At 46.8% G+C, this 12,646-nt stretch carries 12 protein-coding genes; 10 read left to right on the top strand and 2 right to left on the bottom strand.

All coding sequences use genetic code 11. From position 1 onward, the window contains the following. Positions 1-18 precede the first annotated feature (18 nt). From rsmB to CAG58_RS14005, 3 genes are all read left to right on the top strand, one after another. Entirely contained in the window at positions 19-1,299 is a 1,281-nt protein-coding gene (rsmB, locus tag CAG58_RS14015) for a 16S rRNA (cytosine(967)-C(5))-methyltransferase RsmB (protein ID WP_158137562.1), read from the top strand. Positions 1,300-1,394: 95 nt separating this feature from the next. Then, entirely contained in the window at positions 1,395-2,771 is a 1,377-nt protein-coding gene (gene trkA, locus CAG58_RS14010) for a Trk system potassium transporter TrkA (RefSeq protein WP_004397573.1), read from the top strand. A 33-nt stretch (positions 2,772-2,804) separates the two neighbouring features. Beyond that, complete coding sequence (locus CAG58_RS14005) at positions 2,805-4,250, top strand: TrkH family potassium uptake protein (RefSeq protein ID WP_004397575.1); 1,446 nt, start codon at positions 2,805-2,807, stop codon at positions 4,248-4,250. A 28-nt stretch (positions 4,251-4,278) separates the two neighbouring features. On the opposite strand, the gene trhA is transcribed toward CAG58_RS14005, so the two are convergent. After that, a complete protein-coding gene (trhA, locus tag CAG58_RS14000; RefSeq protein ID WP_154169667.1) occupies positions 4,279-4,923 on the bottom strand; it encodes a PAQR family membrane homeostasis protein TrhA in 645 nt (214 codons plus the stop codon). Positions 4,924-5,205: 282 nt separating this feature from the next. On the opposite strand from trhA, the gene CAG58_RS16835 reads away from it, so the two are divergent. The 4 genes from CAG58_RS16835 to CAG58_RS13985 all read left to right on the top strand — a co-directional run bounded on the left by CAG58_RS16835 (position 5,206) and on the right by CAG58_RS13985 (position 7,584). Next, positions 5,206-5,373: a hypothetical protein gene (locus CAG58_RS16835; RefSeq protein WP_110168332.1), complete on the top strand. Its 168-nt coding sequence runs from the start codon at positions 5,206-5,208 to the stop codon at positions 5,371-5,373. Positions 5,374-5,595: 222 nt separating this feature from the next. Beyond that, the gene (locus CAG58_RS13995; RefSeq protein WP_004397581.1) at positions 5,596-5,865 is read left to right on the top strand and encodes a YihD family protein; all 270 of its coding nucleotides are present in this window, start codon (positions 5,596-5,598) and stop codon (positions 5,863-5,865) included. 99 nt (positions 5,866-5,964) lie between these two features. Then, positions 5,965-6,951, top strand: a complete 987-nt coding sequence (locus CAG58_RS13990; protein ID WP_158144993.1) for a serine/threonine protein kinase — start codon at positions 5,965-5,967, stop codon at positions 6,949-6,951. A gap of 33 nt (positions 6,952-6,984) precedes the next feature. Further along, positions 6,985-7,584, top strand: a complete 600-nt coding sequence (locus CAG58_RS13985) for a thiol:disulfide interchange protein DsbA/DsbL (RefSeq protein WP_161425261.1) — start codon at positions 6,985-6,987, stop codon at positions 7,582-7,584. Positions 7,585-7,728: 144 nt separating this feature from the next. Here the strand turns inward: CAG58_RS13985 and CAG58_RS13980 are convergent, their stop codons facing one another. Then, the gene (locus CAG58_RS13980) at positions 7,729-9,252 is read right to left on the bottom strand and encodes a YifB family Mg chelatase-like AAA ATPase (protein WP_161425260.1); all 1,524 of its coding nucleotides are present in this window, start codon (positions 9,250-9,252) and stop codon (positions 7,729-7,731) included. 503 nt (positions 9,253-9,755) lie between these two features. Between CAG58_RS13980 and ilvG the strand changes: the two genes are divergently transcribed. From ilvG to ilvE, 3 genes are read left to right on the top strand one after another with little or no spacing between them, the layout of a single operon-like run. Then, a complete protein-coding gene (gene ilvG / locus CAG58_RS13975) occupies positions 9,756-11,402 on the top strand; it encodes an acetolactate synthase 2 catalytic subunit (protein ID WP_161425259.1) in 1,647 nt (548 codons plus the stop codon). After that, complete coding sequence (gene ilvM / locus CAG58_RS13970; protein WP_004397591.1) at positions 11,402-11,686, top strand: acetolactate synthase 2 small subunit; 285 nt, start codon at positions 11,402-11,404, stop codon at positions 11,684-11,686. Before ilvG ends, ilvM begins: the two co-directional genes overlap by 1 nt. 12 nt (positions 11,687-11,698) lie before the next feature. After that, the gene (ilvE, locus tag CAG58_RS13965) at positions 11,699-12,640 is read left to right on the top strand and encodes a branched-chain-amino-acid transaminase (RefSeq protein WP_004397593.1); all 942 of its coding nucleotides are present in this window, start codon (positions 11,699-11,701) and stop codon (positions 12,638-12,640) included. The last annotated feature ends 6 nt before the right edge of the window (positions 12,641-12,646 follow it).

Here is a 12,646-nt window from a genome sequence, read left to right as displayed (position 1 = left end):
TTTAATGTGGTATTACTCATGAATGTTCGCGCAGCTGCGGCCAATGTTTTATTCCAAGTGGTCGATAAAGGCCACTCTCTGTCACACGCTTTGCCTGCGGCGCAAAAAACCATCCGTCCCCGCGATCATGCTTTATTACAAGAAATTTGCTACGGGGCATTACGTTATTTACCCCGTTTAGAGTCGATAGCCGGCCAGTTAATGGATAATCCATTAAAAGGTAAAAAGCGCGTCTTTCATCATCTGATCTTAGTCGGTTTGTATCAGTTGAGCTTTATGCGCATTCCTTCCCATGCCGCAGTGGCGGAAACGGTGGAAGCCACCAAAACTTTGCGTGGTCCAAGTTTAAGTGGTCTGATCAATGCCGTACTGCGCAGCTATTTACGCGATCAAGAAGCCCTTGATGCTTTTGCTGTTAGCCATAATGCAGGATTATATGCGCACCCAAGTTGGTTATTGAAACTGCTGCAAGAGGCTTATCCTCAGCAATGGCAAACCATCATTGAAGCCAACAATAGTAAAGCACCGATGTGGCTGCGGGTTAATCGCCAGCATCATAGCCGTGAAGCATACCTTGCGCTGCTTGATAATGAGCAGATCGAATACACCGTACATCCACAGGCGGCAGACGCGATTAAGCTCGCGAGTCCGTGTGATGTTACTTTATTGCCCGGTTTTGATCGTGGTTGGGTGTCAGTGCAAGATGCTGCTGCTCAGTTAGCGGTAGATTATTTACAACCGCAAGATGGTGAGCTGATTTTAGATTGCTGCGCGGCACCGGGCGGAAAAACAGCGCATATTTTAGAGCATACTCAAGATACTGAAGTAGTGGCGATCGACAGCGATGCGGCACGTTTGGAGCGAGTCTACGATAATTTAGAACGTCTGCAACTGCGCGCGGATGTGATTTGCGGCGATGCACGCTACCCAGAAGAGTGGTGGCAAGGTGAGCAGTTTGATCGTATCTTGCTGGATGCGCCTTGTTCGGCAACGGGAGTGATTCGCCGTCATCCGGATATTAAATGGTTACGCCGCGCCAGTGATATTGAGGCTTTAGCTGAGCTACAGAGTGAAATTCTCGATGCTATGTGGAAGCAACTTAAAATCGGCGGCACTTTAGTCTACGCAACGTGCTCAATTACTCCGCAAGAAAACAGCCAGCAAATCAAAGCTTTCTTGGCGCGAACGCCTAAGGCACAGCTGATCGACTCTGATCCCGAGCAGCCGGGCAGACAAATTTTGCCTGGTGAGCAGGACATGGACGGCTTCTACTATGCGGTGTTGCGCAAGCAAGCCTAGTCATAGATAGACGATCATGGTTGTTGAGCGTTGATTAAAACCATCAGAGTTCAAAATATCATCCGTTGGATTACGTGAAGACAAGAGAGTAGGGTATGAAAATCATCATTCTTGGTGCAGGGCAGGTCGGTGGCACGCTAGCAGAAAACTTGGTCGGCGAAAATAATGATATTACCGTTGTTGACCGTAATCCCGAACGGTTGCGTGAATTACAAGATAAATACGATTTGCGAGTGATTAATGGCCATGCTAGCCATCCGAGTGTGCTACGTGAAGCGGGTGCACAAGATGCCGATATGTTAGTGGCCGTGACCAATACAGATGAAACGAATATGGCTGCCTGCCAAGTCGCGTTTACTTTATTTAACACCCCAAATCGAGTGGCGCGGATTCGTTCTCCTGAGTACTTGTTAGAAAAAGAGGCACTGTTTCAATCGGGCGCGGTGCCCGTTGATCATCTGATCGCTCCAGAAGAGCTGGTAACCAGTTATATTGAGCGTTTAGTTCAGTATCCCGGTGCGTTGCAGGTAGTCAGTTTTGCCGAAGAAAAAGTCAGCTTAGTGGCGGTAAAAGCCTATTATGGCGGCCCGTTAGTGGGCAATGCATTATCGGCATTACGCGAGCATATGCCACATATTGATACTCGTGTGGCGGCGATTTTTAGACAAGGTAGACCGATTCGACCGCAAGGTACGACGATCATTGAAGCTGACGATGAAGTTTTTTTCGTCGCTGCGAGCAACCACATTCGCGCGGTGATGAGTGAGCTACAACGGTTAGAAAAACCGTATCGACGGATCATGATTGTTGGTGGCGGTAATATTGGCGCGAGTCTAGCCAAACGTTTAGAACATACCTATAGCGTGAAACTTATCGAGCGTAATTATCAACGGGCGGAGCAACTGTCTGAAGAGCTCGAAAACACGATTGTATTTTGTGGTGATGCGGCGGATCAAGAGCTATTGTCGGAAGAAAATATCGATCAAGTCGATGTGTTTATTGCCCTAACCAACGAAGATGAAACCAATATTATGTCCGCCATGCTAGCAAAACGCATGGGCGCGAAAAAAGTCATGGTGTTGATTCAGCGTGGTGCTTACGTCGATTTAGTGCAAGGTGGGGTAATTGATGTGGCGATCTCGCCTCAACAAGCGACCATCTCGGCGTTATTGACCCATGTGCGTCGTGCTGACATTGTCAACGTCTCTTCGTTAAGGCGCGGCGCAGCAGAAGCGATTGAAGCGATTGCTCACGGTGATGAAACTACTTCTAAAGTGGTCGGACGCACGGTGGGAGAAATACGCTTGCCACCGGGAACGACCATTGGAGCGATTGTCCGTGGTGAAGAAGTGCTGATTGCCCATGATCGCACCGTGATTGAACAAGATGATCACGTGGTGATGTTCTTGGTCGATAAAAAATACGTGCCTGACGTGGAAAGCTTATTCCAGCCAAGCCCCTTCTTTTTATAACTATTCTTTCTGTAACTATAGGTATTTGGCGTTATGTTGAATATACGCCCGATTTTATTCGTGGTAGGGCTGGTACTGTCAAAGCTAGCGCTATTTATGTATGTCCCGACATTGGTGGCCTTTTTTACTGGCACTGAAGGGTTTATCGATTTTGCGCAAGCGCTAGTGATCACCCATCTTGCGTCGTTTGCTTGTTTGAGTATTGGCCGCTCCGCTGTATTTCGTCTGAATGCCCGAGATATGTTTTTGATCACCAGTTTGGTTTGGACGATTGCCAGTGCCTTTGCGGCATTACCGTTTGTGTTCATCAACCACATCAGCTTTACCGACGCTTATTTTGAAACCATGTCAGGTCTCACTACCACGGGTTCTACGGTGCTCAGTGGCTTGGATTCTATGGCCCCGAGCATTCTACTCTGGCGCTCCATTTTACAATGGCTAGGCGGCGTTGGTTTTATCGTCATGGCGGTGGCGGTATTGCCAATGCTTAACGTTGGCGGGATGCGTCTGTTCCAGACTGAATCATCCGATTGGTCCGATAAAAGCAGTCCCCGCGCTAAAACGGTAGCGAAAAATATTGTCGGGGTTTACTTGGTGTTAACCGGGCTGTGTATCCTCAGCTACTTATTGACGGGCATGGGATGGTTTGATGCTATTAATCATGCGTTCACGACTTTATCGACCGGAGGTTATTCAACCTCTGATGGCTCAATGAACCATTTCTCTCATGGTGCTCACTGGGTAGCGATCGTGTTTATGTTTTTGGGTGGGTTGCCTTTCCTATTATTTATTGCCGCCCTTCGTAAGCGTAGCCTACAAACGGTCATTCAAGATGCCCAAGTACGCGGCTTTTTCCTATTATTTATGATCACCAGTTTAGTGATTGCGCTATGGCTAACCATACATAATGGCTACTCGTTATTAGATGCACTGCGCGTGGCGATGTTCAATATTGTCTCGGTAGTGACCACCACAGGATTTGGACTGGATGATTTTACGGCGTGGGGGGCCTTCCCTGCGACGTTATTCGCTTTTTTGATGGTCTCTGGGGCGTGCTCGGGATCCACCTCTGGGGGGATAAAAGTCTTTCGTTTTCAAATCGGTTTTGCCTTGCTCAATAAACAAATGTTGAAACTGGTTCATCCGTCGGGTGTGTTTGTACAGCGCTATAATCAACGGCCGGTTAATGAAGATATTGTGCGTTCCGTCGTCGCCTTTGGTTTGGCATTTTTTATTACCATTATTTTGCTTGCTGGTGCGTTATCGGCGATGGGGTTGGATGCCGTAACCAGTATTTCTGGAGCGATCACGGCCGTCGCGAATGTGGGTCCAGGTATGGGCAATGTGATTGGCCCAAGTGGCAATTTTGCCCCGTTACCCGATGCGGCGAAGTGGCTGCTCAGTATTGGTATGCTGATGGGGAGATTGGAAATATTGACGATTTTAGTGCTATTTTTTCCGGCTTTTTGGCGACGGTAGAGGGTTGAGTCTATCCTTCGCTGTGCGTTTATGATGCTGGCACATAAAAATAAATCGCTAAAAAGTGGCAAGCGCAGCCGACCAAAACAAACACATGCCAAATCGCATGATGGTAAGGGATGCGCTTAGCAACATAAAAAATAACGCCCAATGAATAAATCAATCCGCCTAATGCCAACAGCAATAAGCCCCCTAAAGGTAAATTAGCGGTTAGTTGATAAATCACGATCAGCGATAACCAGCCCATGCTCAAATAGCTAAACAGCGAAAAGCGTTTAAAGCGCTGCATGAACGCGATTTTCATGATGATCCCCGCCAGCGCAATCGACCAAATGATCACCATTAAACCTATCGCTAAAGGCGTACGTAAGCTGACCAATAAAAAAGGTGTATAACTGCCAGCGATCAACAGATAAATCGCGCAGTGGTCAAAAACTTTCAACCCCTGTTTGATTTTTTGATCAGAAACCGCATGGTACAAGGTAGAGGCAAGAAACAGCACAATCATGCTACTACCATACAGAGCCATACTGGTAATGGTTAGCGGATCGGCCTCATAAGCCAGAGCCTTATTGAGCAATAGAATCAAACCAATAACCCCCATCAATAGGCCAATCGCGTGGCTGATGGTGTTGGCGATCTCTTCTTTATAAGGATAAGTATCTGTTGCCATGGTCTCTTTACCCATTAATGTATTTATCATTCGATTATCGCACATTAAGCGTACACGTGTAAGTTGGTTTTTTGTTAGTAAAAATGTTGGTTAACTATCGATCAATGGTTGAGTTGGTGCTAATCTATTATTGATATGCAAACATATCGTCATCCCTAAATAATTATTTGGATTGGCACTGCCAGAATGAGCCACTTTTTAGCCATTATTGGATAAAGATTAACTCATAATTATTTAGGCTATACCATTGGCAATGGATATGCCTGACCGTTAGGTAAGTTAATGCGCCCAACAGCTGTCAGGTTTTCGCACACTAACCGTAGTGCAATGCGCCGTCGTAGTGGTTTTACTACTGCATTGGTTGCAAAAAAAATCGCGTCTGCACCGACTCTTGTCGAACAACGTGCGTTTATCGCATCGAATGAAACAAAAGTGGTCCAGGCCGCTTAAGTTAAAAAGCGCAGCTTATTTTCTGCGCTTTTTTTTGTCTGTTGCTCTCCCTTTTTTGTCGCTCGCCACGGTTTTTTTTCATCGATGGCATCATGGCTACTGACCTTGCGCCGATGGTGCTATCTCTCCGATTAACTCGCTTACCCTTCCCCTTTGGATTGTTTGCCAGAAGGCAATTTGCTACCTTTAGTGAAAAACCATCATAACCATATGGAGACGAGCATGAAATGCCATCGCGTTGAAGAGTTATTAGCCTTATTAGAGCCAGAATGGCACAAGCAATCTGAATTGAATTTGGTCCAGTTTATTGGATTATTAGCTCAAGAGGCTGGTTACCAAGGTAATCTGAGTGAGTTAACCGATGATGTACTGATTTATCATTTGAAAATGCGTAATAGCAGTAAAGATGAAGTGATCCCAGGCCTTAAAAAAGACTACGAAGATGATTTTAAAACGGCGATCTTACGTGCGCGTGGTATCTTGCCTGAATAAACGAAGGATTAGCGAACGATTCCTTGGTTCTTCCTGGGTATAAGCTGATTGACACGATCTCACTATGGCAAGGGGCTCAGTAATGATCTCCTTTATGCAATGACGCAAGCGACTTTTCATTTCGATGCACTGACTCCGGATTTAATTTGGTACGCACTAGAAAGCATCGGCGTGCGTGCTGAATCAGGTTTTTTAGCCCTCAATAGCTATGAAAACCGAGTCTATCAATTTACTGACGAAGAGAGTCGACGTTTTGTCGTTAAGTTCTATCGACCACAACGTTGGACGGAGCAGCAAATCCAAGAGGAGCACGATTTCGCTTTAGAACTCGCTGCGGCAGAAATCCCATTAGCGCCCCCTTTAGTGATCAATGGCAACAGCTTACATTACTATCAAGGTTACTATTTTGCGCTGTTTACTAGCATGGGAGGACGCCAGTTTGAAGTGGATAATCCGCAGCAGCTAGAGTGGGTGGGACGTTTTTTAGGGCGAATCCATAAAATAGGGGGCAGTAAAACCTTTATTCATCGCCCGAACTTAGGTTTAGAAGAGTATTTATATCAACCGAAACGAGTCTTAGAACAAGCTTCGTTTATTCCATCACATTTACAAAATGCTTTTTTTAATGATCTCAATTTGTTAATAGAGCGTATCGAGCAATATTGGCAACCCACACTGAGCCCCATTCGCCTGCATGGTGATTGCCATCCCGGCAATATTTTATGGCGAGATGGGCCAATGTTTGTCGATTTAGATGACGCGCGTAATGGGCCTGCAGTGCAAGATTTATGGATGCTGCTTAGTGGCGATCGGCAGGATAAGCTTGTTCAGTTGGATATTTTGCTGGAAGGTTATCAAGAGTTTTGTGATTTTAATCCCCAGCAATTGAAACTTATTGAGCCATTGCGTGGTCTACGCATGGTGCATTATATGGCCTGGTTGGCTAAACGCTGGCATGATCCGGCGTTTCCACTCGCTTTCCCATGGTTCAATGATCCAAAATATTGGGAAGGTCAAGTGCTTGCGTTTAAAGAGCAGTTATCTGCCTTAGAAGAACCTTCTCTATCACTGATGCCAAATTGGTAACTTGCCTCATCAAAGGAATAATGGAGTTTAATCATGAAAAAGCTGTTTGCACTGGTTGCAACCCTAATCTTAAGCCTTTCGGCTCATGCCGCTCAGTTTAAAGAGGGAGTGCACTACAAAGTGCTTGATTTACCCAAGGCTAGCCAGCCTAGTGTCAGTGAATACTTTTCGTTTTACTGCCCGCATTGCTACTCGTTTGAGCCGATCATTAAACAGCTTAAAGAGCAGTTGCCAGCAGAGGTCCGATTACAAAAAAATCACGTCTCCTTCATGGGCGGTAATATGGGCAAATCAATGAGTAAAGCGTATGCGACGATGCTGGCTTTAAACGTTGAAGATCAAATGTTGCCAGTGATGTTTAATCGTATTCATAATCAACGTAAAGCACCGAAAAACGATCAAGAGTTACGTCAAATATTCACCGATGAAGGTATCGACGGAGCAAAGTTTGATGCTGCGTTCAATGGTTTTGCGGTCGATTCGATGGTACGTCGTTTTGATAAACAGTTCCAAGATAGCGGTTTAACTGGTGTACCTGCGGTGGTGGTGAACAACCGTTACCTAGTGCAAGCTCAGGGCATCAAAACCGTTGATGAGTATTTTGAGCTAGTCAACTTTTTGTTAACGCAGTAATTATTTGTTAACGCAGTAATTTTTCAGGCATCTCACATTGTTGTTGGTCAAGCGAATCATGCATTGCTGAAGAGCCATGCATGATTTTTTTATACACAACCCAACGGTGTCATTTAGCCATATTTTCCGATTATTGAGTCATGGTCAAACAGCCTGCGCAACCAATTGTTTGAGTAGTCTATCCATTGCTCGATAGCCGAGCGCTTCCGCCAGATGTGACCGCTGAATATCGGCTACGCCTTCTAAATCTGCGATAGTCCGTGCCACTTTAATGATCCGGTGATAAGCGCGGACGGATAAGCCTAAGCGATGCAATGCCGCTTCTAAGAACTCTGCATCCGAACGAGCTAATGGGCAAAAAATATCAATCTCACGACTTTGCAGCAGCCCGTTAACCTTACCACTGCGCGCCAGCATTCGCTGGCGCGCGATCTGTACTCGTTGCCGTACCACCTCCGTTGTTTCTCCTCGATCACCGCCTTGAGATAACGTCCCTTTTGGTAGCGCAGGAATTTCAATCGACATATCAAATCGGTCTAGCAAAGGGCCAGAAAGTCGACTTAAATAGCGCAGGATCACTTGCGGGTTAACCCTTGCTTGGTTGCCCTCATAATAGCCAGTAGGGCTAGGATTGAGTGCACCCACCAGTTGAAAGCGTGCCGGAAAGCGAGTTTTACCTTGGGCGCGTGAAATAATAATCTCTCCTGATTCAAGGGGCTCGCGGAGTGAATCAAGCACTTTTCGTTCAAATTCAGGCATTTCGTCGAGAAACAATAGGCCGTTATGGGCTAATGAGATTTCTCCTGGCCGTGGAATCGTACCGCCGCCAACTAAGGCTGCCATCGAGCTTGAGTGGTGTGGTGACCGAAAAGGACGACGTTTCCAGTTGTATTGATTGATCTCCTGCTGGGTCAGCGAGGCGACAGAGGCGGTTTCCATCGCCTCATCTTCGCTCATTTCTGGTAGTAAATCACACAGCCGCGATGCGAGCATGGTTTTCCCGGTCCCCGGAGGGCCAAGAAATAGCAAGTTATGATTCCCTGCTGCGGCAATTTCCAGTGCTCGTTTTCCTTGTTGTTGACCAATAATATCTTGTAGATCTCGATAGTGATCGGGTGGTTGTACAATCGGTTCGCTTTGAAAGAGCGTTAAGTTCTTTTGACCACATAAATCCGCGCAAACTTCTAACAGGTTTTGTGCGGATTTATGGTTGCTTTCACCGACTAACGCCGCTTGATCACCGTTATCTTGCGGTACGACCAAACTGCGTTGAGCATGATTCGCTGCCAATGCCGCGGGCAAAACCCCCTTAACGCGCCTGATTTCTCCCGACAATGCCAGCTCACCAATAAACTCATAAGCGGCTAAATGAGTGTGAGGAATTTGTTCAGACGCAGCTAAAATCCCCAGAGCGATGGGTAAATCAAACCGTCCTCCCTCCTTGGGGAGATCGGCAGGTGCCAAGTTAACCGTGATTCGTTTAGCGGGAAACTCGAAGCGTGAGTTAATGATCGCACTGCGCACTCGGTCTTTGGATTCTTTTACCGTAGTTTCGGGGAGGCCGACTAAGGTGAAGCCGGGCATGCCGTTACTGATGTGTACTTCGACAGTGACTTCTGGTGCTTGGACGCCAATACTGGCTCGGCTATGAATAATCGCAAGGCCCATTTTTTCCCTTTATCGTTAGGTTGACTTCTACTGGCAATGTGCCTGAAAAACGTGCGAAGAATCAGCGTTCTGAGGATAAAAATGGTGATATTTCGATAGAAGACGCACAAATAAGCTTAAGAGAGTGTGAAAAAATAATCAGTTTTTGCTTGTCATGTAACAGATATGTGTGTTACCACTAGAACTGCAAACAATTACGTACTCAGTACGGCAACATATAGAACGATTATTATGAATTTTAACGCTCGCATTAACGCACTAATTAACCTGCTGATCGTGGTCATTATTATGACGGCGCGGGGGCTTGTGGGCGCAAAATAACACACAAATTTAAAAAGACCCCCGCACTGAGAAGTTCGGGGGTTTTTTTTCAACTATCTAACGACATCGTGCAATCTGATCGGTGATTATCCAACCAGATATGGACAGGAAGAATGGGAGCGGCACATGAAGTGCAAACACAACAATGTTAACGGCGCAACGCGCGCTTTAGGAGGGGTACAATGACGGGAGCACAACTTGTCGTTGCCGCCTTACAGCAACAGGGCATCAAAACCGTTTTTGGTTACCCTGGTGGTGCCATCATGCCTATTTATGATGCGCTGTATGATGGCGGAGTGGAGCATATCCTTTGTCGCCACGAGCAAGGGGCGGCGATGGCGGCGATTGGTATGGCTCGCTCAACCCAAAGCGTGGCGGTCTGTATGGCAACCTCGGGACCTGGAGCGACCAATTTAGTCACTGGCCTTGCGGATGCATTTCTGGATTCGGTTCCTCTAGTAGCGATCACAGGTCAAGTAGCAAGCTCACACATAGGTACCGACGCTTTCCAAGAGATGGATGTGATAGGGATGTCGCTCTCTTGTACCAAGCACAGCTATCTGGTGACCGATATTGGTGAATTAGCCGCGACACTGGCTGAAGCGTTTGAGGTGGCGAAAACCGGTCGTCCGGGGCCGGTTATCGTTGATATCGCGAAAGATGTTCAGTTAGCCCAAGCGCCAAGTTCAGAGTTTCCTGTGTTCACACCACCAGCGATGCCGGAAGCTTGCCCAGAGCAATTGCAAGCAGCGCAGCAGCTATTGTCTGCCAGTCAGCATCCAGTGTTGTATGTGGGTGGTGGCGTGCAATTGGCGAAAGCCACAGCGACAGTGCGTGAGTTCTTGCGTTTAAATCCTATGCCTTCAGTGAGTACCTTAAAAGGGCTCGGTACGATAGAACGGCATGACCCGCATTATCTGGGTATGTTGGGTATGCATGGTACCAAAGCCGCCAACTTAGTTGTTCAAGAGAGTGATTTATTGATTGTGGTTGGTGCGCGTTTTGATGACCGAGTCACCGGCAAGCTAGATACTTTTGCACCGCATGCGAAAGTCATTCATATCGATATTGATGCCGCTGAATTTAATAAATTGCGCCGAGCCAATGTGGCTTTGCGTGGCGATATTAATCGCATTCTTCCACAACTGGAGTTAAACCATGATATTTCATCATGGGCTGATTACAGTGAAAGTTTACGCTGCGATTTTACTTGGCGTTATGACCATCCCGGCGAGATGATTTTTGCGCCACTGCTACTGAAGCAACTCTCCGATATGATGCCTGATAGTGCGATGGTTTCCACCGATGTCGGTCAGCATCAAATGTGGGCAGCGCAGCATATTCAGCCCCGAGCGCCACAAAACTTCATTACTTCGGCTGGCCTTGGCACGATGGGTTTTGGACTACCCGCGTCAATGGGCGCAGCGGTGGCTCGTCCAGACGACCAATCTATTCTGATCTCTGGTGATGGCTCTTTCATGATGAATGTTCAGGAGCTCGGCACGCTCAAGCGGCGTCAAATCCCAGTGAAAATGGTGTTACTCGATAACCAACGTTTAGGCATGGTCCGTCAATGGCAATCGCTGTTTTTTGATGGTCGTCATAGTGAAACGATTTTGGATGACAACCCAGACTTCGTGATGCTGGCCCAAGCCTTCGGTATCCCAGGTAAGACCATCACCAAAAAAGAGCAAGTGGAACCAGCATTGCAAGAGATGCTTGCCAGTAAAACCGCTTACTTATTGCATGTTTTGATCGATGAAGAAGAAAATGTTTGGCCGTTGGTACCACCCGGCGCCTCAAATAGTGATATGTTGGAGAACACCTAATGGAAAGATATTTATTAGACATCAAAGCCGATGATAAACCGGTCCTATTAGAGCGTGTTCTGCGGGTGGTGCGTCATCGCGGCTTTACTATCAGACAAGTGGCGGCAACCCAAAACCATATTAGTCAGGTCGCCAGTGTTGAAATTATTGTCGATAGCGATCGGCCGATCAGCACTTTGGTTAACCAAATTGAAAAATTATGGGATATTCGTAGTGTCGACGTTACCCCTTTAAACCTCGACGAACTCCCTAACAACAATTTACAACAAAAGATTTGTGCATAAGGAAGGCAAGCAATGGCAACAAAAACAGCAGATTACATTTGGTTTAACGGTGAAATGGTGCCATGGGCAAACGCTAATGTTCATGTCCTGACCCATGCAATGCATTACGGTACCTCGGTATTTGAAGGCGTGCGTTGCTATAACACACCAAAAGGCCCAATCGTTTTCCGTCATCGCGAGCATGCTCAGCGTCTGAAAGATTCGGCAAAAATTTATCGCTTTCCAATTCCCTATACGATTGACGAAATCATGGAAGCAACGCGCGAAACCTTGCGGATTAATAAGCTTGATTCGGCTTACATTCGCCCGTTGGGTTTTGTGGGCAATGTCGGACTTGGCGTTTGTCCACCAGTGAATACGGAAATGGAATTGATCATCGCAGCTTTCCCTTGGGGTGCTTATTTAGGCGATGAAGCTCTAGAAAATGGCGTCGATGCGATGGTTTCTAGTTGGCATCGCGCTGCGCCGAATACCATTCCAACCGCTGCTAAAGCGGGTGGTAACTACTTATCCTCTTTGCTTGTTGGCGGTGAAGCGCGTCGTCATGGCTATGCCGAAGGTATTGCCTTAAGCGTGGATGGCTATTTATCTGAAGGTGCAGGCGAAAATATCTTTGTGATCAAAAATGGCGTACTGCTGACTCCGCCAACGACCAGCTCCATTCTGCCTGGCATTACCCGCGATTCGATCATGACCCTTGCCAAAGACATGGGCTACGAAGTGCGTGAAGTGAATATTGCCCGTGAGGCGCTGTATTTGGCGGATGAAATTTTCATGACCGGAACGGCAGCGGAAATTGTCCCAGTACGCAGTGTCGATCAAATTACGGTAGGTGAAGGTAAACGCGGACCAATCACTAAAGTGATGCAAGAGGCGTACTTTGGCTTATTCAACGGCACCACAGAAGATAAATGGGGTTGGTTGGATTATGTGTACTCAGAGAAGCAGTCATAGGGGATA

The sequence above is a fragment of the Vibrio sp. V31_P5A7T61 genome (assembly GCF_009904895.1).
In the GTDB taxonomy this organism is placed as follows: domain Bacteria; phylum Pseudomonadota; class Gammaproteobacteria; order Enterobacterales; family Vibrionaceae; genus Vibrio; species Vibrio metschnikovii.
Note: the sequence above shows the minus strand (reverse complement) of the source record. Positions and strands in the feature narration are given on the sequence as shown.

Bases quoted from the DNA above. Each gene is read 5' to 3' on its own strand.
- rsmB (WP_158137562.1), top strand. From the start codon at position 19: ATGAATGTTCGCGCAGCTGCGGCCAATGTTTTATTCCAAGTGGTCGAT.
- trkA (WP_004397573.1), top strand. From the start codon at position 1,395: ATGAAAATCATCATTCTTGGTGCAGGGCAGGTCGGTGGCACGCTAGCA.
- CAG58_RS14005 (WP_004397575.1), top strand. From the start codon at position 2,805: ATGTTGAATATACGCCCGATTTTATTCGTGGTAGGGCTGGTACTGTCA.
- trhA (WP_154169667.1), bottom strand. From the start codon at position 4,923: ATGGCAACAGATACTTATCCTTATAAAGAAGAGATCGCCAACACCATC.
- CAG58_RS16835 (WP_110168332.1), top strand. From the start codon at position 5,206: ATGCGCCCAACAGCTGTCAGGTTTTCGCACACTAACCGTAGTGCAATG.
- CAG58_RS13995 (WP_004397581.1), top strand. From the start codon at position 5,596: ATGAAATGCCATCGCGTTGAAGAGTTATTAGCCTTATTAGAGCCAGAA.
- CAG58_RS13990 (WP_158144993.1), top strand. From the start codon at position 5,965: ATGACGCAAGCGACTTTTCATTTCGATGCACTGACTCCGGATTTAATT.
- CAG58_RS13985 (WP_161425261.1), top strand. From the start codon at position 6,985: ATGAAAAAGCTGTTTGCACTGGTTGCAACCCTAATCTTAAGCCTTTCG.
- CAG58_RS13980 (WP_161425260.1), bottom strand. From the start codon at position 9,252: ATGGGCCTTGCGATTATTCATAGCCGAGCCAGTATTGGCGTCCAAGCA.
- ilvG (WP_161425259.1), top strand. From the start codon at position 9,756: ATGACGGGAGCACAACTTGTCGTTGCCGCCTTACAGCAACAGGGCATC.
- ilvM (WP_004397591.1), top strand. From the start codon at position 11,402: ATGGAAAGATATTTATTAGACATCAAAGCCGATGATAAACCGGTCCTA.
- ilvE (WP_004397593.1), top strand. From the start codon at position 11,699: ATGGCAACAAAAACAGCAGATTACATTTGGTTTAACGGTGAAATGGTG.